The 25,875-nt window shown below is 70.1% G+C and carries 26 protein-coding genes; 19 read left to right on the top strand and 7 right to left on the bottom strand.

Annotated features, from left to right (window positions below; all coding sequences use genetic code 11):
• Positions 1-9: 9 nt before the first annotated feature.
• From ACVTJA_RS41660 to ACVTJA_RS41625, 8 genes are read left to right on the top strand one after another with little or no spacing between them, the layout of a single operon-like run.
• On the top strand, positions 10-1,821 hold the full coding sequence (locus ACVTJA_RS41660) for a TIGR04551 family protein (RefSeq protein WP_465828998.1): 1,812 nt from the start codon (positions 10-12) through the stop codon (positions 1,819-1,821).
• Positions 1,822-1,823: 2 nt separating this feature from the next.
• The gene (locus ACVTJA_RS41655) at positions 1,824-2,054 is read left to right on the top strand and encodes a hypothetical protein (RefSeq protein WP_465828996.1); all 231 of its coding nucleotides are present in this window, start codon (positions 1,824-1,826) and stop codon (positions 2,052-2,054) included.
• Entirely contained in the window at positions 2,051-3,292 is a 1,242-nt protein-coding gene (gene lysA / locus ACVTJA_RS41650) for a diaminopimelate decarboxylase (RefSeq protein WP_465828994.1), read from the top strand. The genes ACVTJA_RS41655 and lysA overlap by 4 nt, the downstream gene beginning before the upstream one ends.
• Positions 3,293-3,308: 16 nt before the next feature.
• Positions 3,309-4,196 carry a 4-hydroxy-tetrahydrodipicolinate synthase gene (gene dapA / locus ACVTJA_RS41645; RefSeq protein ID WP_465828991.1) on the top strand — a complete coding sequence of 296 codons (888 nt, stop codon included), beginning with the start codon at positions 3,309-3,311 and terminating at the stop codon, positions 4,194-4,196.
• A gap of 35 nt (positions 4,197-4,231) precedes the next feature.
• Positions 4,232-5,050 carry a 4-hydroxy-tetrahydrodipicolinate reductase gene (gene dapB, locus ACVTJA_RS41640; protein ID WP_465828988.1) on the top strand — a complete coding sequence of 273 codons (819 nt, stop codon included), beginning with the start codon at positions 4,232-4,234 and terminating at the stop codon, positions 5,048-5,050.
• The gene (locus tag ACVTJA_RS41635; RefSeq protein WP_465828986.1) at positions 5,047-5,817 is read left to right on the top strand and encodes a fumarylacetoacetate hydrolase family protein; all 771 of its coding nucleotides are present in this window, start codon (positions 5,047-5,049) and stop codon (positions 5,815-5,817) included. Before dapB ends, ACVTJA_RS41635 begins: the two co-directional genes overlap by 4 nt.
• Positions 5,814-6,338, top strand: a complete 525-nt coding sequence (gene folK, locus ACVTJA_RS41630; RefSeq protein ID WP_465828984.1) for a 2-amino-4-hydroxy-6-hydroxymethyldihydropteridine diphosphokinase — start codon at positions 5,814-5,816, stop codon at positions 6,336-6,338. The genes ACVTJA_RS41635 and folK overlap by 4 nt, the downstream gene beginning before the upstream one ends.
• Entirely contained in the window at positions 6,335-7,714 is a 1,380-nt protein-coding gene (locus ACVTJA_RS41625) for a tetratricopeptide repeat protein (RefSeq protein ID WP_465828983.1), read from the top strand. The genes folK and ACVTJA_RS41625 overlap by 4 nt, the downstream gene beginning before the upstream one ends.
• 10 nt (positions 7,715-7,724) lie before the next feature.
• On the opposite strand, the gene ACVTJA_RS41620 is transcribed toward ACVTJA_RS41625, so the two are convergent.
• The 5 genes from ACVTJA_RS41620 to ACVTJA_RS41600 all read right to left on the bottom strand — a co-directional run bounded on the left by ACVTJA_RS41620 (position 7,725) and on the right by ACVTJA_RS41600 (position 13,104).
• Positions 7,725-8,735 (bottom strand): hypothetical protein, encoded by a 1,011-nt coding sequence (locus ACVTJA_RS41620; protein WP_465828980.1) that lies wholly within the window; start codon positions 8,733-8,735, stop codon positions 7,725-7,727.
• A gap of 160 nt (positions 8,736-8,895) precedes the next feature.
• On the bottom strand, positions 8,896-10,497 hold the full coding sequence (locus tag ACVTJA_RS41615) for a caspase family protein (protein WP_465828977.1): 1,602 nt from the start codon (positions 10,495-10,497) through the stop codon (positions 8,896-8,898).
• On the bottom strand, positions 10,494-11,342 hold the full coding sequence (locus ACVTJA_RS41610) for a hypothetical protein (RefSeq protein ID WP_465828975.1): 849 nt from the start codon (positions 11,340-11,342) through the stop codon (positions 10,494-10,496). Before ACVTJA_RS41610 ends, ACVTJA_RS41615 begins: the two co-directional genes overlap by 4 nt.
• Positions 11,339-11,887, bottom strand: coding sequence for an RNA polymerase sigma factor (locus tag ACVTJA_RS41605; protein ID WP_465828973.1), 549 nt, complete (start codon positions 11,885-11,887; stop codon positions 11,339-11,341). Before ACVTJA_RS41605 ends, ACVTJA_RS41610 begins: the two co-directional genes overlap by 4 nt.
• A gap of 161 nt (positions 11,888-12,048) precedes the next feature.
• Positions 12,049-13,104 carry a KpsF/GutQ family sugar-phosphate isomerase gene (locus ACVTJA_RS41600; protein ID WP_465828971.1) on the bottom strand — a complete coding sequence of 352 codons (1,056 nt, stop codon included), beginning with the start codon at positions 13,102-13,104 and terminating at the stop codon, positions 12,049-12,051.
• Between the two features lie 152 nt (positions 13,105-13,256).
• Between ACVTJA_RS41600 and fsa the strand changes: the two genes are divergently transcribed.
• The 6 genes from fsa (at position 13,257) to ACVTJA_RS41570 (ending at position 19,781) form a co-directional block, all read left to right on the top strand.
• Positions 13,257-13,925: a fructose-6-phosphate aldolase gene (fsa, locus tag ACVTJA_RS41595; RefSeq protein WP_465828970.1), complete on the top strand. Its 669-nt coding sequence runs from the start codon at positions 13,257-13,259 to the stop codon at positions 13,923-13,925.
• A 212-nt stretch (positions 13,926-14,137) separates the two neighbouring features.
• Positions 14,138-15,040, top strand: coding sequence for a hypothetical protein (locus tag ACVTJA_RS41590; RefSeq protein WP_465828968.1), 903 nt, complete (start codon positions 14,138-14,140; stop codon positions 15,038-15,040).
• A complete protein-coding gene (locus ACVTJA_RS41585) occupies positions 15,037-16,419 on the top strand; it encodes a hypothetical protein (RefSeq protein WP_465828966.1) in 1,383 nt (460 codons plus the stop codon). The genes ACVTJA_RS41590 and ACVTJA_RS41585 overlap by 4 nt, the downstream gene beginning before the upstream one ends.
• Positions 16,420-16,695: 276 nt before the next feature.
• The gene (locus ACVTJA_RS41580) at positions 16,696-17,832 is read left to right on the top strand and encodes an acyl-CoA dehydrogenase family protein (RefSeq protein WP_465828964.1); all 1,137 of its coding nucleotides are present in this window, start codon (positions 16,696-16,698) and stop codon (positions 17,830-17,832) included.
• 150 nt (positions 17,833-17,982) lie between these two features.
• Positions 17,983-18,780, top strand: coding sequence for an electron transfer flavoprotein subunit beta/FixA family protein (locus ACVTJA_RS41575; protein WP_465828962.1), 798 nt, complete (start codon positions 17,983-17,985; stop codon positions 18,778-18,780).
• A gap of 35 nt (positions 18,781-18,815) precedes the next feature.
• Positions 18,816-19,781, top strand: a complete 966-nt coding sequence (locus tag ACVTJA_RS41570) for an electron transfer flavoprotein subunit alpha/FixB family protein (protein WP_465828960.1) — start codon at positions 18,816-18,818, stop codon at positions 19,779-19,781.
• 81 nt (positions 19,782-19,862) lie between these two features.
• On the opposite strand, the gene ACVTJA_RS41565 is transcribed toward ACVTJA_RS41570, so the two are convergent.
• On the bottom strand, positions 19,863-20,477 hold the full coding sequence (locus tag ACVTJA_RS41565) for a cytochrome c oxidase assembly factor Coa1 family protein (RefSeq protein ID WP_465828958.1): 615 nt from the start codon (positions 20,475-20,477) through the stop codon (positions 19,863-19,865).
• Between the two features lie 549 nt (positions 20,478-21,026).
• Here ACVTJA_RS41565 and ACVTJA_RS41560 point away from each other — a divergent pair.
• The 5 genes from ACVTJA_RS41560 (at position 21,027) to ACVTJA_RS41540 (ending at position 25,429) form a co-directional block, all read left to right on the top strand.
• Positions 21,027-21,587 (top strand): GNAT family N-acetyltransferase, encoded by a 561-nt coding sequence (locus ACVTJA_RS41560; RefSeq protein ID WP_465828956.1) that lies wholly within the window; start codon positions 21,027-21,029, stop codon positions 21,585-21,587.
• Positions 21,588-21,666: 79 nt separating this feature from the next.
• Positions 21,667-22,800, top strand: coding sequence for a calcium/proton exchanger (gene cax, locus ACVTJA_RS41555; protein ID WP_465828954.1), 1,134 nt, complete (start codon positions 21,667-21,669; stop codon positions 22,798-22,800).
• Between the two features lie 120 nt (positions 22,801-22,920).
• Complete coding sequence (locus ACVTJA_RS41550; RefSeq protein WP_465828952.1) at positions 22,921-23,745, top strand: DMT family transporter; 825 nt, start codon at positions 22,921-22,923, stop codon at positions 23,743-23,745.
• An 85-nt stretch (positions 23,746-23,830) separates the two neighbouring features.
• Positions 23,831-24,808, top strand: coding sequence for an MBL fold metallo-hydrolase (locus ACVTJA_RS41545; RefSeq protein ID WP_465828950.1), 978 nt, complete (start codon positions 23,831-23,833; stop codon positions 24,806-24,808).
• 15 nt (positions 24,809-24,823) lie between these two features.
• On the top strand, positions 24,824-25,429 hold the full coding sequence (locus ACVTJA_RS41540; RefSeq protein WP_465828948.1) for an MOSC domain-containing protein: 606 nt from the start codon (positions 24,824-24,826) through the stop codon (positions 25,427-25,429).
• A 45-nt stretch (positions 25,430-25,474) separates the two neighbouring features.
• On the opposite strand, the gene ACVTJA_RS41535 is transcribed toward ACVTJA_RS41540, so the two are convergent.
• Positions 25,475-25,864 (bottom strand): hypothetical protein, encoded by a 390-nt coding sequence (locus ACVTJA_RS41535; RefSeq protein WP_465828946.1) that lies wholly within the window; start codon positions 25,862-25,864, stop codon positions 25,475-25,477.
• Positions 25,865-25,875 lie beyond the last annotated feature (11 nt).

Below are 25,875 nucleotides of genomic sequence, written 5' to 3'. Positions count from 1 at the left end.
ATGTTGCCCATGTCTCACGCCCTGCTGGCGGCGCTGCTCGTCGCTTCGTCCACGGCCACCGCCCAGACGCCGGTGCCCGACGGTGGCACGCCCGCGCCCGCGCCCGCCGCCACCGAGGCCGCGCCCGCCGCGCCCGCTGCTCCCTCCGCTGAACCGGCCCCCGCCGCTGGCGCCACCCCGGGTGAGTCCGTCACCCGCGAGGACCTGGATGCCGCCAAGCAGGAGCTGCGCGAGGAGATCCGCGCCGAGGCCGCCAAGCAGTCCGTCGACTCCACCGAGTGGAACGAGGAGTTCCCCGAGGAGAAGAAGAAGCTGGAGGTCTTCACGCTCGACGGCTACTTCCGCGTGCGCCCCACGCTCTTCTACAAGTTCGACCTGGGCAAGGCGCCCGGCGACGAGCTCTTCCCGCGCTCGCCCCGCGGCGCCTCGGAGAACACCCAGTCCTTCGCCACCATGCGCCTGCGCATGGAGCCGGTGTTCAACGTCTCCGAGCAGGTGAGCATCAAGACGGAGATTCTCGGCCTGGACAACGTGGTGCTGGGCTCGCAGCCGGACTACCTCTACCCGGGTGACCAGCGGAACCTCTTCGGCATCTTCTCGGAGAGCCAGGACTCCGCCGTGGACATGCTGGAGGACTCCATCAAGATTCGCCGCGCCTACGGCGAGGTGAAGACTCCGGTGGGCATCCTGCGCTTCGGCCGCATGGGCAGCCAGTGGGGCCTCGGGATGCTGCGCAACGACGGCACCTGCTTCGACTGCGACTTCGGCGACACGGTGGACCGCATCCAGTTCGTCACCAACCCCTTCGAGGGCTGGTACGTGACGCCCATGCTCGACTTCAACGCCGAGGGCGTCGTCGACGGGCGCGGCTCGCAGGGCGAGCCGGTGGACCTCACCCAGGCCGACGACAGCCACGGGCTGGTGCTGGCCATCGCCCGCCGGGACACGGACGCGGTCATCCGCTCCAAGCTGGACAACAACCAGGGCGTGCTCCAGTACGGCCTGCACTTCACCTACCGCACCCAGAACTGGGAGTACGACGGCAGCACGACGAACGGCTCCGGCACGGGCTTCATCCCCCGCTCCGCCGAGCTCTACGTCCCGGACCTCTGGCTGCGCTACGAGGAGCGCACCTGGCGCCTGGAGTTCGAGCTGGCCGGCCAGTTCGGCAACATCACCAACCGCGCCACGGACGTGAGCGGCATCAACGACCCCACGCAGAACCAGAGCCTGCGCATCGCCCAGTTCGGCGGCGTGGCCCAGGGCGAGGTGAAGGTCGCCAACAACAAGCTGTCGCTCGGCCTGGAGGTGGGCTTCGCCTCCGGTGACAAGGCGCCCGGCTTCGGCAACTACCCGGCCCGCGCCGGCACCGGCAGCAACGGCGCCACCGCGCCGGGTGACGTGGAGGGCCCGCAGTACAGCTGCGGCTCCGGCGGCTGCTCCGACAACGCCATCCGCAACTTCCGGTTCAACCGCGACTACCGCGTGGACCTCATCCTCTGGCGCGAAATCCTCGGCGGCATCACCGACGCCTTCTACGTGCGCCCCTCGGCGAAGTACTCCATCACGGACGGCTTCGACCTGTACGGCCGCCTCATCTACTCGCAGGCGCTCTACGCGGAGTCCACCCCGTCCTTCACGAGCAAGGCGCTGGGCGTGGAGGCCAACGTCGGCGCGGACTACAAGACGGAGGACGGCTTCATCGCCGGCGTGGCGTACGGCATCCTGTTCCCGATGAGCGGCCTGAAGACGTACGGCTCCATCGGGGAGGACCTGGAGACGCCGCAGACCATCCGTGGCTGGCTGGGCATCAGCTTCTAGCCATGCGCCGCGTCCTCCCGTCCGTGTGTGTCGCCACCGGCCTCGCGCTGGTGCTGGTGGCGTGTGGCATCAAGGGTTCGCCGAAGCCACCGGCGCCGCCGCCCGCGCCGGCCACGGAGACGCAGCCGCCTCCGGAGGACCCCAACCGCGGCCCCCTCGAGCCCTCGGGGCCCACCCTCACGCCGACGGCGGACGCGGGCATCGTCGCACCCGGCGACAACGAGCCAACGTGAACCACTTCAACTGGCGCAAGGGTGTGCTGCACGCGGAGAGCGTGCCGCTGCCGGCCATCGCCGAGTCGGTGGGGACGCCCACCTACGTGTACTCCGCGGCCACGCTCACCCGGCACTTCCGGGTGGTGTCGGAGGCCTTCGGCGACACGCCGCACCTCATCTGCTACTCGGTGAAGGCCAACTCCAACCTCGCCATCCTCCGGCTCTTCGCCGGGCTGGGCGGCGGGTTCGACATCGTCTCCGGCGGCGAGCTGGCCCGAGTGAAGGCGGCCGGCGGCGCGGCGGAGAAGACGGTGTTCGCCGGCGTGGGCAAGACGCAGGAGGAGATGGAGGCGGCGCTGGCCGCGGGCATCCTCCTCTTCAACGTGGAGAGCGCCGAGGAATTGGAGGCGCTGGACGCGGTGGGCCGCCGCCTGGGCCGCCGCGCGCCCTTCGCGCTGCGCGTGAATCCGGACGTGGACGCGCGCACGCACAAGTACATCTCCACCGGCCTGAAGACGTCCAAGTTCGGCGTGCCCTTCGAGGAGGCCGTCGCCCTCTACACGCGCGCGAAGAAGCTGAAGGGCGTGCGCGCGGCCGGGCTGGACTGCCATATCGGCTCGCAGCTCACGCAGGGCTCGCCCATGCGCTCCGCGCTCACCAAGGTGGCCGGCCTCTACACGGAGCTCAAGGCGCAGGGGCACCCGCTGGCGTACCTGGACGTGGGCGGCGGCCTGGGCATCACCTACACGGACGAGACGCCTCCTTCCCCCGAGGAGTACGCGCGCATCGTCCTGGAGGCGGCGAAGGGCACCGGCGCGCACCTCGTGCTGGAGCCGGGCCGCGCGCTGGTGGGCAACGCGGGCGTGCTGCTCACCCGCGTGCTGTACCGGAAGAAGACGCCCGCGAAGCACTTCGTCGTCGTGGACGCGGGGATGAATGACCTCATCCGCCCGGCCCTCTACGAGGCGCACCACTCCCTCCAGCCGCTGGTGAAGCGGCGCGGGAAGGCGGTGGAGGTGGACGTGGTGGGGCCGGTGTGCGAGTCCACCGACGTGCTGGCCCGGGCGCGGCCCCTGGTCCTCCCCCAGGCGGGCGAGCTGTATGCCTTCATGAGCGCCGGGGCTTACGGGATGAGCATGGCTTCCAACTACAACTCCCGTCCCCGGCCGGCCGAGGTCATGGTGGATGGGGAGGCGTGGAGGGTTGTCCGCGAACGGGAGCGCGTCGAGGATCTCTGGCGCGGCGAGCGGGCCTAGCCGTATAAGCGCCGGCATGAAGACCTTCGAAGGCTCCATGACGGCGCTGGCCACCCCGTTTCGTGACGGGGCGTTCGACGAGCAGGCCTACCGGGCGCTGGTGCGCTACCAGATTGAAGGCGGCACCAGCGTGCTCATCCCGATGGGCACCACGGGCGAGTCGGTGACGATGACGCCCGACGAGCGGGCCCGGGCCGTCAAAGTCGCGGTGGAGGAGTCGAAGGGGCGCGCGGCGGTGGTGGGCGGCGCCGGCTCCAACAGCACGGCGGAGGCCATCGAAGGCGTGAAGCGCGTGCGCGAGACGGGCGCGGACGGCACGCTCATCGTCACGCCGTACTACAACAAGCCCACGCAGGCGGGCCTGGTGGAGCACTTCCGCGCCATTGCGCGCGCGCACCCGGGCTTCCCGATTGTCGCGTACAACGTGCCGGGCCGCACCGGCGTGGACCTGCTGCCGGAGACGGTGCAGCGGCTGTGCGACATCCCCGAGGTGGTGGCCATCAAGGAGGCCACCGGCAACATGTTCCGCGCGCTCGAAATCCTCGAGAAGTGTGGCGACCGGATGACGCTGTTGTCCGGTGACGACTTCACCGTGCTGCCCTTCATGGCCTGCGGCGGCAAGGGCGTCATCTCCGTGTCCTCCAACGTGGCGCCGCGGATGATGGCGGACATCGTGTCCAACGCGCGCGCGGGGAATTTCGCCAAGGCGCGCGACATCCAGGTGCGGATGAACAACCTGCACCGGTTGCTCTTCGTGGAGTCCAGTCCCATTCCGGTGAAGTGGGCGCTGCACCTCATGGGCCTCTTCGGGCCGGAAATCCGCCTGCCGCTGGTGCAGATGACGGAGCCCAACGCGGCGAAGCTGCGCGACGAACTGCGCACGCTGGGGCTGCTCAAGGCCTGAGGGCCGATTCTTCATTGCCAGGAGCGCCGGCACTCATGATTCGCACCGTCATCACCGGCGTCACGGGCCGCATGGGCAGCACGCTGCTGCGCCTGGCGCGGGACGCGGAAGACCTGAAGGTGGTGGGCGCCACGGAGCGCCCGGGCAGCGCCGCGGTGGGGCTGGACGCGGGGCTTGCCGCGCGGCAGGGCGCGCTGGAGGTCCAGGTGGTGGATGACCTGGGCCGTGCGCTGGACGCCGCGAAGGCGGACGTCGTCATCGACTTCACCAGCGCGGAAGTCAGCGTGGCCCACGCGAAGGCGTGCGCGGCGCGTGGCGTGGCGCTGGTGGTGGGCTCCACCGGCTTCTCCCCCGAGTCCACCGCGGCGCTGGCCTCGAGCGCGAAGTCCATTCCCATCGTCGCCGCGCCCAACATGTCCGTGGGCGTCAACGTCGTCTTCCGCATGGCGGCGGAACTGGCGCGGGTGCTGGGGCAGGGCTTCGACGTGGAGGTGCTGGAGGCGCACCACCGCATGAAGAAGGACGCGCCCAGCGGCACCGCGCTGCGGCTGGCGGAAGTCCTGGCCGGGGCGCTGGGCCGCACGCAGGACGACCTCACCTTCGCTCGCCACGGCATGGTGGGCGCCCGGCCGGCCAACGAGATTGGCGTGCAGACGCTGCGCGGCGGGGACGTGGTGGGCGAGCACACGGTGTTCTTCTTCGGCGAGGGCGAGCGCATCGAGCTCACCCACCGGGCCACCAGCAGAGACCAGTTCGGCTTGGGCGCGCTGCGCGCCGCGCGCTGGGCGGTGGGCAAGGCGCCAGGGCTCTACGACATGGCCGACGTGCTCGGCTTCCAGAGGTCCGCATCATGACGACGGCGCGCTATTGCCGCTTCCAGCACGAAGGCCGTGCGCACCACGGCCGCGTCGAGGGCAGCGAGGTGGTGGTCCTCACCGCCGCGCCGTGGGCCGGAGGCAAGGACACGGGCATCCGCCGCTCGCTGTCCTCGCTGACGCTGCTGGTGCCCTCGGACGCATCCAAGGTCGTCTGCATCGGGCAGAACTACCGCAAGCACGCGGAGGAGATGGGCAAGCCCGTCCCGCCCGAGCCGCTCATCTTCATCAAGCCCTCCACCGCCCTCAACGGCATGGGCTCGCCCATCCGCATTCCGAAGGCGAGCCAGGAGGTGCACTACGAGGCGGAGCTGGCGCTCATCATCGGCGAGAAGGTGAAGGGCGCGGACGAGGCGACGGCCGCGCGCGCCATCTGGGGCCTCACCTGCTTCAACGACGTGACGGCGCGCGACATCCAGAAGCGCGAAATCCAGCACACGCGCGCGAAGGGCTACGACACCTTCGCCTGCGCCGGGCCGTGGGCCGTGACGGGGCTGTCCCCGCTCGACTTGCGGATTGTCTGCCGGGTGAACGGGCAGGTGCGCCAGGACAGCCGGACGTCCGACATGATTTTCAGTCCCGCCCGCCTGGTCTCCTTCATCTCGCAGGGCATGACGCTGCTGCCGGGCGACATGGTGAGCACGGGGACGCCGTCGGGTGTGGGGAAACTGGAGGCAGGGAACACGGTGGAGGTGGAGATCGAGGGAATCGGAACCCTGGTCAATCCGGTTGAGATTGAGCCTTGAGCACCACCGTCTACGTCGGGCTGGGTTCCAATGAAGGTGACCGCGAGGCCCACCTCGTCGGCGCCCTGACTGCACTGTCCCGCATCGACGCGGTGGCGGTGCTTCGCTGTTCCTCCCTCTTCGATAGCGCCCCCGTGGGGCCGCCGCAGCCGCGCTACCTGAATGCCGTGGTGGCGCTGGAGTGCGACCTGCCGCCCCAGCGGTTGCTGGTCATCCTCCAGCAGATAGAGAAGGACCTCGGGCGCCGCCGCGAAGTGCGCTGGGGCCCGCGCACCATCGACCTGGACATCCTCCTCTGGGAGGGACAGGTGGTGGCGGACCCGAACCTCCAGGTGCCACACCTGGAATTGCACAAGCGCCGCTTCGCGCTCGAGCCGCTGGCCGAGCTGGCGCCGGAACTGAAGCACCCGGTGCTGGGCGTCACGGTGCAGGAGCTCCTCGGGAAACTCGCCCCGCAGGACGTCCGCAGGAGCGAGGCCACGTGGTGGCCCGAAGCGAGCTACTCGAGCAACGACTCATGAACCTGTCCCTTGCCCTGGCCACCGCGGCGCTGCTCTCCGCCGAGCCGTCCAACCTCCCGCCCGGCCACCCGGCCATCCCCCCGGGGACCACGGCATCGCCCGCCAACCCGCCCGCTGCCGCGCAGGGCACCACTGCCGGCTCTGGAGCCCTGCCCGAGGGGCATCCCAGCCTGGACGGTACCGGCGCCGCGGCCCCGTCGGGTGAGCTGCCCGCGGGCCATCCGCCCATGTCGGGCACCGGCCGCGCGCCGCCGTCCGCGGAGGAGCTGCTGCGTCAGCTCGACTCCACGGAGGGGCTGAAGGAGCGCGAGAAGACGTTCGACATCGCCTCGTCGCTGGGGCGGCTCTACTACGTGAACGGCCGCAACACGGACGCCGTCACCTACCTCCTGCAGGCCGAGGCGCGGGCGAAGCCGGCGCGTGATTTGTTCCTCGCGCAGCGCAAGAAGCTGGGCAAGACGCCCGTGCCGACGGCGGACGCGGCGGGCTGCGGCTTCTCCGCGGGCACGACGGTGGAGGACATGTCGGCGGCGGCGCAGGAGCGCGCGAAGAAGGGCGACACCGCGGGCGCGGCGGCCTGCGCGCGAGCGGCGCTGGCACCGGTGCTGGACGTGGAGCTGATGCGCGCCAACGCGCTGGTCCTCTCCGGTGACTCGGGCGGCGCGCTGGCGGCGTACGGCGCGGTGCTGGAGGTGGAGCCCACGCACGAGGAGGCGCTCTACTCGCGCTCCGCGCTGCTCTTCGAGACGAAGGGCGAGGACCTGGCCGCGCTGAAGCAGGCGCGCGCGGGCTTCGACGCCATGCTGGCCGCGCACCCGGGCTCGCAGCGCGCGCCCATGGCGAAGCGGCTGAGCACGCTGGTGGACGAGACGGTGAAGGCCGGTGGCCGGAAGAAGCTGCTCGCCTCGCGCGCGGAGGACCGGCGCATCCGGCTGTCGCAGGCGCCCACGACTCCCGCGATGCCGGACGCACCGCGCCCGCTGTCGCAGGAGGCCATCGACGCCGTGCAGAACACCGAGCGCACGCCGGAGCTGGAGCAGGGCCTGGCGAAGCTGGTGGATGAGGGCGAGGAGCACCTGGCTCGCGGCCGCTACCAGGAGGCGCTCGCCAACTACACGCGCGTGGTGCCCTTCCAGCCGGAGAACGGCCGTGCGAAGGCGGGCATGGCGTGGGCGCTGGTGGGCCTGGGCCGTCCCATGGCCGCGCGCGTGTGGGGAGTGGCCGTGCAGGCCGACCCGGCTGCGGTGGAGAAGCTGGGCGACACGCTCAAGAGCAAGGGCGACGAGAAGGGCGCGAAGGCGCTCTGGGAGAAGCTCGCCGCCGACGCGCCGAACTACCCCAACCGGGCCTCGCTGCAGGCCAAGCTGGGGCAGTAGGCGCGCGCTTTCAGGGGGCCGGCGGGGACACCTCGCACGGCCACCACGCGGGCGGGTTGGCGCGGTCGTCCCAGCGGTTCCTCGCGATGTCGATGACGCCATACGCCTTCACGTTGCCATCCACGCAGAAGCGCTCCGGGTGCTCCTTCACGAACAGCGTCTGCGTCGCGTTGCCGAAGTAGTGGGAGCACCACGTCTCGGCGCCTTGCGGAATGGGTGACGTGGCGGGGGCCCGCTCGGGGAAGGTGACTCCGTAGGCGTCCTCGCACGCGAGCTGGTTGAAGGACTGCATGTCGGTGTCGATGATGACGTTCATCGACACGCGGCCCCGGTGCAGGAAGCAGCCGTCGAACGTCTGGGGCTCTTCCTCGCTGTAGGGACCGAAGCGGTACTCCGCGACGGAGTAGCCCTGCGAAGGCTCCGGGCATGAGGCGAGGTGCTGGTAGAGCGGATGGAGCGCGCCCTCGCGGTAGACAATCCAGTAGTAGGACTGGGACTCCTGCGTGTAGCCCTCCTGGAAGCCGATGACGGTGTCGGGGCTCGTCGTCGCGGTGGTGCTGACGATGTCGAGCTGGCCATTGTCGTTGCCGTCCACGTACATCACCACGCTGGCGAGGCCCAGGCGTGAGCCCGGCTCTCCATTCAGCACCGAGGCGGGCGGCAGTTGGTGGATGGGGATGCGCACGGTGGTGGGCGTGCGCGCGTCCACCTTCACGTCCATCGTGGCGCGCTGGTAGTCATAGGGCGTGTCCAGGCTCAGGCACTTGAGGGTATTTTCCCCGGGCTGCAGCGCCTTGAAGCACTCCAGGGTGCTCTCCGGGTAGCGCTCCCAGACGAGCGCGGCGCGCAGCTTCTTCGCCTTCGCCTCGTCGAGCTCGCCGCCGGTGGCCTTCAGCGTGCCCTCCACCGAGAGCAGCGTCTCGTCCTCCGCGTCGTCGCCCAGGATGTCGCCGCAACCCGCCAGCGTCAGCAGCGCCAGCATTCCCGTCGTCAGGGTCCTACGGACCTTCCATGTCGTCATGTGCCCTCCGCTCCGTCTTTCGAAGTGAGCACCGGGCCGGTGACGCCCGCTCCATTCCGAGGCCCGTGTTCTCGGGGAGGGGCGCGGGCGTCGCCGGCCGGTGCGACGGTGGAGACGCCTGACGCGCATTGCGCGGGACATGCGCGCGGAGATGCTTGCTTCACAGACCCCAGGTGCTGCCGAGCAGCAGCGTGGGCACGGGGCTCAGGCGGAGCACGCCGTCCTGTCGCGTCAGCGCGACGTGGCCGCCCAGGCGCGCGAAGAGGCCTGCGCGCGCGCTGATGGGAAGCTCCGCGGAGAGCGCGGCGAAGACGGCCGCACCGGCGCCCGCGCGGAGCCTCGTGGCGGGCAGGTCCATGCTCTGCCGCCGCGCAGCTTCGAGGCTGCTCGCGCGCTGGAAGATGCCCAGCACGCCGACGCCCGCGTGGGCTCCGGCCCAGATGCGGTCGAATGCGCCCGCGATGCCCACGCCGCTCCAGGCGCCGAGCTCCACCTGGTCCAGCCGGAGCCGTTCGGTGGAGGCGCGGGTGACGCCGAGCGTGAGGCCTCCGACGAAGGAGGGCCCCAGGCGGCCAGGCTCCTCGAGCGCGCGGAACACGCCGGCCTGTGGACCCCAGCCTCCCGAGGGCGTGGCGGCGCGGCCCACGCCGAGGCCCGCTTGCAGTCTCCAGCCATCGCTTTCCAGGAGCGCGCCCTTGCGCTGGTGGAGGGCCAGCGTGCGCACTTCGAGGGACTCGGGCTGGAGGCGCTGGCGCTCTCCCCATGGGAGGTACACGCGGCCGAAGAGCACCTGCGCGCCCCGGCGGACCTGGACGCGGTAGCGGCCGGCGGGCAGTGCCACCTGCACCGGTGTGTCCGGACGGGGCTCCACCTCGGCCATCACCTGGAGGGTGCGCTCCTCCACGAGCACCACGCTGTCGCCCACGGCGGGGGGCAACTCCAGCCGTGCCTGTGAGCGCTCCAGCGCGGTGAGGAACAAGTCTCCTTCGCCCGCGAGCTGGCTGGAGAGCTCGGGGTGCTGCACCGCCGCCGTGGAGCCGTGAGAGCCCATGAGGGTGCGGTGGTAGACGTGGTGATAGGCCTCCGCGAGGCTCACCCGTGCGTCGCCGTCCACGTCCGCCGCGCCGCGCAGGCCCGAGATGAGGTGGTGCGTGAAGTAGGAGCCCTGGAGGTTGTCGGACTCCTGGGCCACCTCGTGCGCGCCGGCGGAGGTGATGAACACGCGGCCCTCGGGGCCGACCTGTCGGACGAAGGACACGTCGAAGGCGGGCGCGGAGGACAGGCCCTTCGCGCGTCCGCTCACCACGGCGCCGCTGTGACAGGCGTCGAGCACGGCGACGGAGACGGTGGCGGGCACGTCGGCGAGCAGGCGCCGCAATTCGGCGAGGGGCAGGGCTTGTCCTCCGAGGTGCAGCGAGGATTCGTCGCCGTGGCCCGAGTAGAAGAAGAAGAGCAGGGTGCGCTCGCCCATGCGCCGTGCTTCCTCGATGCGGCCACGCACCCGGGCCAGGGCGAGCCGCACGCTGGCCGGGTCCTCGCCGCGCAGGAGGATTCGGCGGTCCTCGGGCACGCCGCCGAGCTGGCCGAAGAGTGCGTCCATGCGCTCCGCGTCCCGCTCCGCCCAGCGCAGGGGCTCGTCCGTGGCGAGGCCCACGTTGTGGCCCACGCTGAGCGCGAAGCGGCTCTCCGCGTGGGCGGGGACTGTTGCCATCAGCGCCAGCGTGAGCGCCAGTCTCGCGGCGTGCGCCCTGGCCGCGGTCATGGCAGCTCCTTGGGCAACTCCCGCACCGCATGGCGGGTGCCGGCCAGCGGGGAAGGGTGGGGAGGAAAGTCCGTGCTCCTCGCTGCCGCTTCCGCCCAGCGCAGCACTTCCTCCGGGGAAGGGGCGCCGTCCTCTCGCGGGGCGAGCACCACGGCCAAGGCCTCACGCTCAGGCGCCGCGTCCAGTTGCAGGCTCCCGGGGAGCACGAACCGCCCGGACTCCATCTTCACGGGGCCTCCCGTTTGCGCGAAGCCATGCAACGGCGTGGCGCGCCCGCGGTCACTGAGCGCCACGACGTACACGGTGCCGCCCTCCACGTCCTCCACCTCGATGCGCACGCGGTCTCCCGGGCGCAGCACCACTCCGGGCCCCTGCTCGAAGACGGCCTCGCCGCGCTTGATGAGGACCCGCGCCGTGAGCCCGCCTCGCACGCTCACGTGGTCCCCGGTGTCGCCGTTGGAGGGCAGGGCGCGCACCGCCACCAGCGTCAGCACCGCGCAGAGAGCGAGCGCGGGAATCGCCCATCGAGCGGTCGCAAGGGGGCTGCGCGCGTGTCGTGCCTCCAGCGCGCGTTCACGCAGGGCGCTCGCGAGCCGTGCCCACCCGGTACGCGCTTCCGTGGCCCGCTGCGCGTCGAGCCGCGCTCGCACCGGAGTGAACGGCCGCGCCTCCGCGAACGCTCGCTGCGCGGCACGCCGGTTCTCCAGGTGCAGTGCGAGCGCCGGAGACGCGCGCGCCGCCTCCTCCACGCGCAGGGTCTCGTCCGGGGGCAGCTCCCCGCACAGGTAGCGCTCGAGCAACAGGTCCGGCATGCCCGGGAAATGGGGCACGGATGGAGAGCTCATACGAGGGCGGTTCCTTTCTGCGGGACGGCCGCGGGGGCATCCAGCAGCCTCCGCGCGATGTCGAAGAAGGCCTGGAGCTTGCGCTGCACCGTCTTGCGCGACACGTCGAGCAGCGCGGCTATCTGCTCCTGCTCCAGCTCATCCAGGAAGCGGTGCGCGACGATGCGCTGCACGTCCTCGGGACAGTGCGCGAGCACGTGGCGCACCAGGTCCGCGTCCATCAACCACCGCTCCAACGCATCATCCGGCGCGGCCCGGGCCCCCGGCGTCGGCGCGCGCAGGGCCAGCTCCGAGGCGGCCTCCGTGCGCCGGCGCCGCAGCACCGAGAAGCACTGCCGGTCCGCCACCGTGAGCAGCCATGACAGCGGCGAGCTCGCACCGCGCAGGTGCCGCAGGTGCGCATGGGCCCGCAGGAACACCTCCTGCGTCATGTCCCACGCCAGGGCCTCGTCACCCAGCAGCCGCCGGCACCTCCGATGCACGGCTTCGCCGTAGCGGCGGTAGTACCCCTCGGTCAGGTCGACGTCGTCGTCCGGCTCGCTCAAGGACAGCCCTCGCGTGGGTCCAGGAGGCGACCCCGGGCCATTGTCTCCAGGCCGGGTTGGGGACCCGGCGGGGGAGACGCGCGAGCAACTTTCCGTGGGACATTCCGCGGCGAGGCTTGACAGGCCCCGCCTCCGACCCCGGGGCTACCGGCCGTCCACCGTCAGACGAACTTCGCGGCCAGCAGGTCCTGCACGTCGAGCAGGCCCACGGCGTTGCCCTCGGCATCCACGACGGGGAGCTGGTCCACCCTCAGCTCGCGCATCTGCGCGGTGGCGGCCATCACCAGCGTCTCCGGCGTCACGCAGCGCGGGTGCTTGCCCATGACGTCTCGCACCGGCACGGTGAAGTCGGTGAGACCGTCCTCCACGCGGCGGCGCAAATCGCCGTCGGTGAAGATGCCCACCAGCTTCCCGCCCTTGTCCACCACGCACGCGGCGCCCGGACGGCCCGGCGTCTTCGTCATCACCCCCACCACCTGCGACAGGGGCGCCGTATCCAGCACCAGCGGGTTGGCGGGGCCGCTGCGCATCAGCTCGAAGACGCGCTGCACGGAGCGCCCGAGCTTCCCGCCGGGGTGTAGCAGCGCGTAGTCCTCCGTGCCGAAGGGCCGCGAGCGCAGCACCGCCATGGCCAGCGCGTCCCCCAGCGCATGCAGCGCTGCGGTGGACGCGGTGGGCACCAGCCCCATGGGGCACGCCTCTTCAATCGGGCCGATGTCCAGCACCAGCTCCGCGCCTCGCGCGAGCGGGCTCCGCGCATCCCCCGTGAGCGCGATGACCGGCGTGGCCATCCGCTTGAACGCGGGCAACAGGCGCAGCAGCTCCTCCGTGGAGCCGCTGTTGGACAGGGCGAGGACGACGTCTCCGCGCGCCACGCGGCCCAGGTCTCCGTGCACCGCCTCGGCCGGGTGCAGGTACACCGAGCGGATGCCCGTGGACGCCAGCGTGGCGGACAGCTTCTGGCCGATGTGGCCCGCCTTCCCCATGCCGGTGACGACCACCTGGCCCGCGCACTCGCGCACCAGCTTCACGGCCTGGACGAAGGCGTCGCCCAGGCGCTCCGTGACGTTGAGGATGGCTCGCGCCTCGGCCTCCAGCACGCCCTTCGCGTAGGCGAGCGTGGCCTCGGCGTCCGATGCGGGAGCAGAGGGAGCGGGGCGGCCGGGGAGGGCGCGAAGGCGGGGCTTCTTGGCGGCGGAGCGAGGGGCGCGGGCCATGGTGATGGCCGGACCTTCTACCCTTCAGCACCCCACGGTGGCCACCCTTGACGCATGGGAGGGCATCGGTTACGCGCCTGCTCGCCTGGGCTTCGCGGCCCGGGTACATCCACCTTCATTCAACCGCAGCTACTTCCCAGGAGAGGGACGAGATGAAGTTCTTCATCGACACCGCAGACGTCGAGGAGATCCGCAAGGCCTATGCGATGGGCTGCGTGGACGGCGTCACCACCAACCCGTCGCTCCTCGCCAAGGTGGGGCGCCCCCTGGAGGAGACCATCCGGGAAATCTGCGCCATCGTGGACGGGCCCATCAGCGCCGAGTGCGTCTCGCTGGAGGCGGAGGAGCTCGTGAAGGAGGGGCGCGGCCTCGCGAAGATTCACGACAACGTGGTCGTGAAGGTTCCCATGGGCGTCGAGGGCATGAAGGCCGTCAAGGCGCTCACCGCCGAGGGCATCCGCACCAACGTCACCCTCTGCTTCTCCGCCAACCAGGCCCTGCTCGCCGCCAAGGCCGGCGCCACGTACATCTCGCCCTTCGTGGGCCGGTTGGACGACATCTCCCAGGACGGCATGGAGCTCATCTCCAACATCCTGGAGATCTACCGGAACTACGACTTCACCACGCAGGTGCTCGTGGCCAGCGTGCGCAACCCGGTCCACGTCCTCCAGGCCGCGCGCATGGGCGCTGACGTCGCCACGCTGCCCTACAGCGTCATCACCCAGCTCGCCAACCACCCGCTCACCGACGCGGGCATCAAGAAGTTCCTGGCCGACTGGGAGAAGGTCCCGAAGAGCGCCAGGCCCCCGGCCGAGCGCTAGCCAGGCTGCGAATCATGACGGCCACCCGCCTGTCCGCGGAGGATGGCGAGGTGGCCGGCATGGTGCAAAGATAACCCAGACATTTGAAGACAAAACAGGTATTCCCGTCTTTGGCTGGGAATATTTACATTCGTGTAGTGTTTAAATAGATTGCCGCGCCGATGCTACGCGCGCGCGTCGTTCGATTGTTCGTGCTGGCGGCGGTCCTCGCGTTGCCTGGAATTGCTAGCGCGCAGGTCGTTGTCGGCCTCTATCCGGTACAGGGAAATCTAGAACCCAAGCTCCTCGCGGATGCGCAGGGGCTCATCGTATCCGGAGTCCGCTCCAGTGACCGGCGGCGGGGGACGTTCATCCTGCGCGCCCCCGTGCCGTTGAAGGCGTCGTGCGCGCCCCGGGCGACGACGGAGTGTCTGGCGGAGCTCGGGCGTGGGGGCGCCGTCATCTACGCCGAAGCGGCGCGGGCCGACGGGGAGGTCTCCGTCACCATGTCGCTGATTACCGGCCAGGGGAAGCGGACGGAGCCCGTCAGCTTCCGCTTCATCCCGGGGTTCCTGGACCTGCGGCCGGCGCACTTCGCGGTCGAGCAGCTCGAGAAGGCCCTCACCGCGCTGTCCTCTGACGCCGTGGCGGACGCCCCGGCACCGGTGGATGCACCGACCCGGCCCCAGGAGGATGTCCGCACCGAGCCGCGGTCCGTGGCGGCCGCGCCGGCGCCCTCCACCGAATCCGGCTCGCGGTACGAGGAGGACCCTGCGTCGCTCTCCGAGTCGCTCGACGGCGAGCCCCGGCCGAGCTCGTCCTCCAAGTGGATGCGGAAGACGGGCATCTACGCGACGGTTGGCGGCGCGGTCGCGCTGGGCGCCGGCGGATTCTTCGGCCTGCGCAGCAAGAGCCTCACCAACGACCTCTCGCGCCGCTACACCGGGGGCCTCCTGGTGCCGGCGGACCGTTCCAAGTACGACCAGGTGAAGACGTACAACACGTTGGCCAACACCCTGATGATTGGTGGCGGCGTCATCGCGCTCACCGGGCTCACCTTCTGGGGTCTGTCGGCCGTGTCGTTCGAATCGGATGGCGACGGCGGCGGCAACGTCAATGTGGGGGGCAGCTGGTGATTCGCTCGTTCGTGGTGTGTGGTGCGGTGCTGTTCCTCGCGTGCACGGATACGGCCCCGGGGCTTTGCGAGAACGACTCGGGCTGTCTGCCGGGCCTGCGCTGTGAGCAGGGGGTCTGCGTCGGGTGCGGCGGCGATGACCAGTGCAATGCCTGGGAGGCCTGTTCGGCGGACCGGCGGTGCGAGCTGCGCGCGGGCATGTGCGAGACCAAGGCGCATTGCCAGGCCTGGGAGGTCTGCGGGGAGGACCACGCCTGTGCGCTCGGAGAGGGCCGCTGCGTGTCGGCCGCGCAATGCCAGCCCTATGAGGACTGCAACACGGAGACGAAGCTCTGCGAGCTCCAGCAGGGCCGGTGCAGCACCTCCAACGACTGTGCCGGCAGCAGCTATCTCTGGGAGCCGACGTGCGGGGACGACAACTGGTGCCACACCGATATGCCGGCTGGGAACGACGTGCTCATCTGGGGCACGCTCTCGGAGGGGTCCGGCTGCCACGATGCCGTCTCCAGCGTCCTGTCGCCCTCGCGCGTGCAGGTGGGCTTCGGCTGCGGCAGCGACACCATCTTCGACCATGCGGTGCTCTCACCCGACGGCCGCATCTACTACGTCGATGGGGGTGAGAAACCACAGCGGGTGAAGATCTTCGTTCCGGATAGCTTCAAGCTCGAAGGAAGGAACCGCTCGTACCCCTCGGATGGAAACCTGGATGACATCAAGCTCGCGGCGCCCGGGTGCGGTGCCTCCGTGGACGTGGAGAGCTTCGTCATGCAGGCGGGCACCGGCGCCATCCTCTACACCTGCGACGCCACCAACGTCTCGGACACCACGTACTACAACTCCACGGGGGAGGTCGTTTCGTCCGGACACAAGTTGCATGCGTGGAACGCCGAGGGCTTCATGCTCGGCCTCGAGCGCAGCTCCAGCTATAGCGACTGGGTCGTGCGGACTCCCGACGGAACGTTCATTCCCGTCACCGGGCTTCCGGTCGGCATCTCGCTCCTCGACGCGCGCGCGCACCCGACGACAGGCTTCTGGCTGGCCCTCTACACGTTCAACTCCGAGGTCACTGCCCAGCAGCGGTGGCACGTCACCAATGACGGCGTCGCCACCCTCGAGGGCACGTACGGTCCGTTCCCGGAGAACGTCGGCGGCTCCTCGTTCACGTCGGCGCTGGACAGCGCGGGTTCCCTGTACACCGAGTCCTCCCGGACCGAAGAAGACAAGGTGTTCGTCGACGTCGTCGTCAAGCGGACGATCGACGGCGCCACCGGCACCCTTGTCTATTCCGAGGAGGATGCCCCGGACGAGGTGAACTACTCGTCGAACTACACGCGGCTCTTCAACTTCATGCACATCTCGTATCTCTTCGGTGGCCCCTAGTCCGCTGACCGGGTGAAGGCTGCTCGATACCCGCACCGACCCGGCTCCGGGGCGCATCCGCGCGTCCCGGGCCGGCGCGTGTGCCGGCGGCCGGACGGGGTGTACTCCTGGAACTTACGCCTCCGTCGGCCGCCTGACTGCCCTGCGGAGGGAACCGGCAGGGCAGGTGGGAGCCGCCCGGGGCGGGAGCCCGGCTCATAGGACTGGCGATTTCGCGGCGCGGCATGTATTCGTTGACTCCAGAGTCAACGAGCATCCCGAGTCACGAGGAATCGCATGGAATTCCAGCTCACCGAAAACCAGCGCGCACTCCAGGAGGCCGCGCGCAAGTTCTCCCGCGAGGTGGTGCGCCCCAAGGCCGCCCACTACGACGAGACGGCCACCTTCCCCCGGGACTTGCTGTCCACCGCGTGGGAGCTGGGCCTGCTGAACATGGCCATCCCGGCCGAGTACGGCGGCGTGGGCCTGTCCCACCTGGAGCAGGTCATCGTCGCGGAGGAGCTGAGCTGGGGCTGCGCGGGCGTGGCGACGTCCATCATCGCCAACGACCTGGCCAACCTGCCCATCATCCTCCACGGCACGGAGGAGCAGAAGAAGCGCCTGCTGGGCCACTTCGCCGAGCGGGTGAAGTTCTCGTCCTTCTGCCTCACCGAGCCCGAGGCCGGCAGCGACGTGGCCAACATGCAGACCACCGCCGTGCGCGACGGTGACCACTACGTCCTCAACGGCGCCAAGTGCTTCATCACCAACGGCGGCCAGGCCGAGCAGTACACGGTGTTCGCCACGGTGGACAAGGCGAAGAAGCACAAGGGGATTACGTGCTTCGTGGTGGAGGGCCGTCCCAAGGGCCTCACCGCCAGCAAGCACGAGAACAAGATGGGCCAGCGCGCCAGCGAGACGGTGTCGCTGACGTTCGAGGACGTGCGCGTGCCCGTGGCCAACCGCATCGGCGAGGAGGGCCAGGGCTTCGCCGTCGCCATGGCCACCCTGGACAACAGCCGCCCGCTGACGGCCATGTTCTCCGTGGGCATCGCCCGCGCCGCGCTCGAGTACTCCATGGAGTACGCCACCCAGCGCAAGACGTTCGGCAAGCCCATCATCGAGCACCAGGCCATCCAGTTCATGATTGCCGACATGGCCATGAACACCCACGCCGCCCGCATGCTCACCTACGAGAGCGCGTGGCTCTTGGACGAGGGCAAGCGCAACAGCCTCCAGTCGAGCTACGCCAAGTGCTTCGCCGCGGACATGGCCATGAAGGTCGCCACCGACGCGGTGCAGGTGTACGGCGGTTACGGCTACATCAAGGACTACCCCGTGGAGAAGCTGATGCGCGACGCCAAGCTCATCCAGGTCTACGAGGGAACCAGCCAGGTCCAGCGGCTCGTCATCGCGCGCGAACTGTTCAAGTAGAAAAGCGGAACTGAGGCCGGCGGCCGTTTCCCGTTGCCGCCGTGCTTCCCGGATGCCTATTAACCCGGACTGTTCGCGCGCCGCGTCAACCCCGCGCGTACGGACTGTCTCACAGACTTCAAACGTCTCCCGGTAAGGAGAAGCACCACCGTGAAGATTCTCGTCACCGCCAAGCGCGTGGAAGACCCCGAGTCGAAGATCAAGGTCAAGCCCGATGGCTCGGGCATCGTTCAGGAGGGGCTGAAGTACAAGATCAACCCCTTCGACGAGATTGGCGTCGAGGAGGGGTTGCGCCTCGTTGCCAAGCACCAGGGTGAAGTGGTGGTGGTGTCCATCGGCGGCAAGGAGGTGCAGGAGCAGCTCCGGCACGCCCTCGCCATGGGCGCCAACCGCGCGGTGTGGGTGAACCACACCGGCCCCCTGGACCAGCTCGGCATCGCCGGCCTGCTCCAGAAGGTCGTGGAGAAGGAGAAGCCGGACCTCGTCATCCTCGGCAAGCAGTCCATCGACGATGACCAGAACCAGGTGGGCCAGTACCTCGCCGAGTTCCTCGGCTGGGGCCAGGCGACGTTCGCCTCCAAGGTGGAGTCGCTGGAGAGCGAGCAGGAGAAGAACAAGGTCCCCGCGCTCGTCATCGGCGCGGACGGCAAGACGGTGCGCGTGGTGCGCGAGGTCGACAACGGCCTGGCCACCCTGGAGTGCCAGCTGCCCGCCATCGTCACCACGGACCTGCGCCTCAACCAGCCGCGCTACGCCAGCCTCCCCGGCATCATGAAGGCCAAGAGCAAGCCGATTGAAGAGCTGACGCCGGCCAAGCTGGGTGTGGACGTCACGCCGAAGATTCAGGTGCTGAAGATGTCGGCGCCTCCCGCGCGCAAGGCGGGCATCAAGGTCGCCGACGTGCCGGCCCTGGTGGAGAAGCTCCACAACGAGGCGAAGGTCGTCTGATTCTGCGAACTATCTAGAGATTACGGAGCCACCAGATGCCAATCGTTCTCATCATCGCCGAGCAGCAGCCGGACGGGCACCTTCGCAAGGCCACCTTCAACGCCATCACCGCGGGCAAGCAGCTCGCGGAGAAGGCCGGCGGCGAGCTGCACATCGCCCTCATCGGCAAGGACCCCGCGAAGGTCGCCGACGAGCTCAAGGGCACCGGCGCCAAGGCCGTGCACGTGGGCGCCGCTCCTGCGCTGGAGCACTACCTCGCCGAGACGTACGCCCCGGCCCTGGCCACGCTGGCCACGGACATCAAGGCGGACTACGTGGGCATGGCCTCCACGGCGCAGGGCAAGGACCTGATGCCGCGCCTGGCCGCCCGCCTCAAGGCCGCCATGGCCACGGACGTCATGGGCTTCGGCGGCAGCGGGGCCGACGTCACCTTCCACCGCCCCATGTGGGCCGGCAACGTCTTCGCCGAGGTGAAGCTCACCACGCCGGTGAAGGTGTTCAGCCTGCGCGCCACCGAGTTCTCCCCGGCCGCGGGTGGCCAGGGCGCCGCCGAGGTGAAGACCTTCACCCCGAAGGTGGAGGACTCCAAGACGAAGTACGTCGACTTCAAGGAAGTGAAGAGCGCCCGCCCCGAGCTGACCGAGGCGCGCGTGGTGGTCTCCGGTGGTCGCGGCACCAAGGGCGACTTCAAGGAGATTGAGGCCCTGGCCGACGAGCTGGGCGCCGCGGTGGGCGCGTCCCGCGCGGTGTGCGACGCGGGCTGGGTGCCCAACGACTTGCAGGTCGGCCAGACGGGCAAGGTGGTGGCCCCGGCGCTCTACATCGCGGCCGGCATCAGCGGCGCCATCCAGCACCTGGCGGGCATGAAGAGCTCGAAGACCATCGTCGCCATCAACAAGGACCCCGAGGCCCCCATCTTCCAGGTGGCGGACTACGGAATCGTGGCGGACCTCTTCAAGGTCCTGCCCGAGCTGCGTGCCGAGCTGCACAAGCTGAAGTAGTCCCCGGCACACGGCCGTGAAGCCGCGAGGGGCGACGTGGGGACCTTCCCCGCGCCGCCCCTTCGCTTTTGGGGCATGCCCCTACAGCTCGATGTCGTGGTTGCCCTTGGCGTCCTCCTCGGGCGTGTCCGAGTCGCGGCCGGGCGGCTCGGCGCCGAAGGGCGGCTCGGGAGGGACGGGCGGCTTCGGCGAGGGAGGCGGCATGGGCGGCCCATCCTCCTCGGGCTCCGGCTCCTCGGGTTCCGCCTCCTCACCGGGCTCCGCGCCCTCGCGCAGGTCGATGACGCGGCCGTCCTCCAGCTCCACGTTGAGGGTGCGGTAGTGCCACTCGGGGTCGCCCGGCTCCTGCGTCGCGTCCACGTGCAGGGTGCCGTCCGCGCGGGGGCCGTCGAGGGGGATGTCGAAGCGGGCCTCGGTGCGGCCGTTGGTCGAGTTCACCGAGGACTGTCGGGGCAGGCCGGTGTCGATGGGCGTGCCCAGCTCGTTCCTCACCTGGTCGTCGCCGGTGGCCATCGCCACCGCCTCCGTGTACGCCCCCATCTTGGAGAGCGACGAGTAGGCGAACCACGCGATGCCGATGCCCAGGCAGCCGCACGAGGCCAGGGCCCCCAGGCACCCCACGGGTACCACCCACTTCCAGTTGCGACTCCACCAGCCCCGCTGGGGAACGTGAGAACCCTCGGGTACCGCGTCCATGGACTCGTCCTTCCTTCGCGCGCACAGATGGCAGGCAGGCGCGCGTCCCCTCATATCGGGCCCGGGCGGAGCGCGGTAGAAACCCGCACGGGCCGGTGTCGGCTACGAAATTCGAAGGCCAGGGTCATGCCGTCGCGGAAGAACCCCTCCATCCACGTGCTGCTGGGCGTCCTGGAGGCCCTGCCCCCCGGGCAGCGGCTGTGGGTGCATGGTGTGGGGGCCAGCCTCGCCCCCTTCCTGCGCGGCGGGGACGCGGTGCGGGTGCTGCGCTGCGGGCCCGGGGCGCTGGCGCGAGGGGACGTGGCGCTCCTGCGCCAGGGCCGCCAATTGGTGGCGCAGGTGGTGGTGTCCACGCGCCCGTGGCGGACGGCTCCGCTGCTGGGAGGCGCGGACGTGCCGGGCGGGGTGACGCTGGGGCGGGTGGTGGCGGTGAAGCGCGGGCAGTGGGTGGTGCCGCTGCCCCGGCCTTTCCGGCCGGCGTTGTGGATGACGCAACGGGCGCTGGCGGCGGTGTGGGCCCGGCCGGGAGGGCGGGTAGTCTACCGGAGCGTGCGGGACTTCTTCTTCTCCGGCTGGTCACGGCCCTTCCGGCGCCGGCTCGTGGGGCCGTTGGAGGTGCGCCTCCTCCGGGCCGACGACCTGGACGCGCTGCTCGTCTACGCGGGCGAGCGGCTGGTGGTGTCCACCGGCTTCCTGCGCCGCCAGCTCCGCGAGCGGTGGGGGGTGGACGCGGCCGGGCGGCGCGGGGCCGCGGCCGGGGCCTTCGACGCGGAGGGCCGCATGCGAGGCTTCGCCTGGGTGGACTCGTACCGTCAGGAGGCGCTGCCCCTGGACGGCGTCTGGGTGCGCTCGCTGGTGGTGGCGCCGCGGGCCCGGCGGATGGGGGTGGCCACGCGCCTGTTGACGTGCCTCATGGAGGAGGCCCGGCGCCAGGGCGAGGTCCGAGTCCAGGCGGACGTGGACGAGGACAACACCGCCTCGCTGCGCACCTTCGCGGGGCTGGGCTTCCGGCCCGCGCCGCCCGAGCTGACCCGGAAGGCGAACGAGGCCTGGGACGCGGCGGGCCGGGCCAAGGCCCTGGTGGTCCTGGAGCGCGAACTGGCGCCGTGACGCGCCGGGGGGTTGCGTTGGGGCCTCGGGGTGCGCCAAAAGCGTCCCGCCCCGAGCCCTTCTCGCAGCGAGGACTTTTGTGAGCACGCCCGCCTCCGTCACGCCTACACCACCCGCCTCTTCTCCCAAGCCCGATGAGGACGGGACGTGGCTCAACGCCGACCGCGTCTTCATGGGCCTGTTGGTGGTGGCCTTCCCCGCTGCCATCGCCTCCCACTTCCTCTTCCCGGGTGTGTGGACGTTCATCCTCTGCTCCATCGCGCTGATTCCGCTGGCGCGGCTGATGGGTGAGGCCACCGAGGTCATCGCCCACAAGCTGGGCAGCGGCCTGGGCGGCCTGATGAACGCCTCCTTCGGCAACGCCGCGGAGCTCATCATCGCGCTCGCCGCGCTGCGCTCCGGCCACGCGGACGTGGTGAAGGCGTCCATCACCGGCGCCATCCTCGGCAACATCCTGCTGGTGCTGGGCGCGGCGATTCTCGCCGGTGGCCTGAAGTTCCGCGTGCAGAAGTTCAACACGACGGCGGCGCTGTCCGGCTCGTCCATCATGTTCCTGGCGCTCACCGCGCTGGCCATTCCGGACCTGTTCCACGCGGTGCGCGGCTCGGCGGCGGACGCGGTCCTCTTCCCGATGTCCGTCACCATCTCCGTCATCCTGCTCATCGTCTACGCGCTGTCGCTGCTCTTCTCGCTGAAGACGCACGCGCACCTGTACGCGGGCGAGGACCACGGCACGCCGGAGGAGCTGCCGGCGTGGGGCACGAAGAAGGCCACCATCATCCTGCTGGCCGCCACGCTGGGCGTCGTCATCGTCGCCGAGTTCCTGGTGCACGCCATCGAAGCGGCCATTGCGACGTTCGGCTTCACGCACACGTTCGTGGGCGTCATCATCATCGCCGTGGTGGGCAACGCGGCCGAGCACTCGACGGCCATCATCATGGCGCTGAAGAACAAGATGGACCTGGCGTTCAACATCGCCTTCGAGTCCTCGAAGCAGATTGCCCTCTTCGTGGCGCCGGTGCTGGTGCTGCTGTCCATTCCGCTGGGGCAGAACCTCACGCTGGAGTTCAGCCACATGGAGGTCATCGGCATGGCGGTGGGCACCGGCGCGGCCACGCTGATTGCGCTCGACGGCGAGTCCAACTGGCTGGAGGGCGTGATGCTGCTGGGCGTCTACGCCATCCTCGGTGTCACCTTCTTCTTCATCCCGTAACGCGTCCTGAGCACCTCGACTCCCGAAACCCTTGGCGGCGCGGTCCGCCCGGAGCGCACGCAGCGGCTCCAGGCGGACGGGGCCCTGGCCCTCATCACCCTCTTCTGGGGCGTCACCTTCGTGGTGGTGAAGGACGCCCTGGGGTATGGCGACCCGTTCTCGTTCCTCACGCTGCGCTTCTCCGTGGGCGCTGCCGTGCTGAGCGCGTTGGCGGGGCGGAAGGTGCTGAACCCCGTCAACCTGCGACGGGGCCTGGTGCTGGGCGCGTTCCTCTTCGTGGGCTTCGCGCTGCAGACGGTGGGGCTCACGCTGACGACGCCGTCGCGCTCGGCGTTCATCACCGGGATGAGCGTGGTGTTCGTCCCGCTGCTGTCACTGGTGCTCTTCAAGCGCGTGCCGAAGGCCACGTCGCTCATGGGCGTGGTGCTGGCGGCGGTGGGGCTCTACTTCCTCACGCGGCCGGAGGCCGGCGGGGAGGGCGAGGGCCTCGCGCGGGGCGACGTGCTGACGCTGGGCTGCGCGGTGGCGTACGCGTGCCACATCACCCTCACGGAGCGGTACGCGCCCAAGGAGGGCGTGGCCGGGCTGGTGGCGGTGCAGTTGTGGAGCGTGGCGCTGTTGTCCGCGCTGTGCCTGCCCTTCGTGACGCGGCGGGTGGAGTGGCATCCGTCCTTCGTGGCGGCGGTGCTGGTGTGCGGCGTGCTGGCCAGCGCGGTGGCCATCAGCGTGCAGACGTGGGGACAGGCGCGCACCACGGCGGTGCGGGCGGCGGTCATCTACTCCATGGAGCCGGTGTTCGCCGCGGCCTACTCGGTGGCGCTGGGCTACGAGGTGCTGGGCGCGCGCGAGTGGGCGGGTGGCGGGCTCATCCTCCTCGGCGTGCTGGTGTCCGACGTGGGCGCGGCGGCGTGGGCGTGGTGGCGCTCGAAGTCCCGCGGCGGGTAGTGGCACGCCGGGCAGCCGGGCGGGCAGGGTGGGGAAGAGAGCAGGGCCAGCGCCGCCGGGACGCGCTATATCCGGGGCCCTTCCCATGAGTGTGGAGCTGCGCCGAAACGGGATGCACCTGACGGGCACCCCCCTGTCGCTGGATGCGAAGCGGAAGTCTCCGCTGTGCTTCGTCAGTCATGGGCACTCGGACCACATCGCCCGGCACGAGCGCACCATCGCCACCGCGGCCACGCTGCGCTTCATGGCGCACCGGTTGGGGCCGGTGAATGCGCCGCTCGCGGTGCCCTACGGCCAGCCCTTCGAGTTGGGGCCGCTGACGCTGGAGCTGCTGCCTGCGGGTCACATCCTCGGCAGCGCGCAGCTCCGAGCCATCCGCTCGGACGGGAAGCGCATCGTCTACACGGGCGACCTCAACGTCGCGCCCTCACTCACCGCCGAGGCCACGGTGGTGGCCGAGTGCGACACGCTCGTCATCGAGTCCACCTTCGGTCATCCGCGCTACCGCTTCCCGCCTCGCGCGGAGGTGCTGGGCGAGGTGGAGGCATGGATTCGCAAGCACCTGGAGCGAGGCGCGGTGCCGGTGCTGCTCGGCTATCCGCTGGGCAAGAGCCAGGAGGCGATGAAGTACCTCGCCGGCCGAGGCTTCAAGCTGGTGGCGCACGAGTCCATCTATGAAGTCGCTCAGCTCTACGCGGAGCTGGGCGTGCCGATTGAGAACGTGCGCCTCTTCACCGGGAAGGTGGATCCGGGCGAGGTGCTCTTCATTCCACCGCACCAGGCACGAGGAGGCGCCCTGGCGGCGCTGTGGCCCAGGGCCACGGCGGTGCTGACGGGCTGGGCGGTGGACCGGGGCGCGGCGCGGCGCTACGGCGCGGACGTGGCGTTTCCGCTGTCGGACCACGCGGACTTCCCCTCGCTGGTGTCCTACGCCAAGGCCACGGGCGCGAGCGAGGTGATTACCTGCCACGGCTTCGCGGAGGAGCTGGCGCAGGCGCTGCGCGACGCGGGCATCGACGCACGCCCGCTCGGAGGCAAGCCGCAGCAGCTCACACTCCTCTGAGTTAGAAGAACGCCCATGTCTCCCCGCTCCCCGCAGCTGTCCGGACGCACAGTGCGAGTCCTCGTGTGCACCGAAAAGAAGACCTTCGTCACGCATGAGCTGGCCGAGACGAAGGTGACTTTCGAGGGCATCGAAGGGGACAGGCACGCGGGCCTCACGCGGCCCGCGGACGTGCGCACGCCCTGGTTCCCCAAGGGCGCGCCCATCCGCAACACGCGGCAGTTGTCGCTCGTGTCCTCAGAGGAACTGGCCCAGGTGGCGGAGACGCTGGGTATTCCCAAGGTGCTCGCGTCGTGGCTGGGGGCCAATCTCGAAGTCGCGGGCATCCCCACGCTGACGCAGCTTCCGCCGGGGACACGGCTGTTCTTCCCCGAGGACGCGGTGCTCGCGGTGGAAGGGGAGAACGAGCCGTGCACCGGGCCAGGGCGCGTGATTGAGGCGCACCACCCGGACACGGAGAAGCTCGCGAGCCGCTTCGTGAAGGCCGCGTGGCAGCGACGGGGCCTCGTGGCCTGGGTGGAGCGGCCCGGCCTCATCCGCGCGGGCGATGAGGTGCGGGTGATGCTGCCCAGGCCCGTGACGTACGTGCTTCCGGTGGAGTCAGCTCGCGGGAAGATGTGAGCGGCCAGTCGCCACAGGGGTGGATGAATCGCGGCACGGCTCCCTTCAGTTGCCGCGTGACCCTTCCAGTACCCAATCCGAAGGGCGCGCCGATATCTGGTATCGGTCGCTTTCCGGAAACCACCACACCGTCATCTCCGACGCCTTCTCGCCGAGAGCGCAGCGCACCGCGACATCCAGCCAGACAACGGCGACAGGGCCGTGGCGCCGCTGGCGAACATCTTCGAATCGTTTGTCCGAGAGCGAAAGCACCTGGAACGGTGCCAGCTTCCTCATGCTCTCGACGTAGATGTCGAGCGGCTTGTCACTCATGCCTGGCGGGAAGAACAGTTGACCGCGAGCATCCGCCAGCCTTCCCGCATTGAGGTGGTCGAAGTGATCGCGGACGAGGGAAATGGCGCGAGCGACAATCTGCTGCCTCTTGTCTTCTTCCATGACTGACTCGC

This window comes from Pyxidicoccus sp. M6 (assembly GCF_055568925.1).
This window is presented reverse-complemented; position numbering and strand designations above follow the sequence as displayed.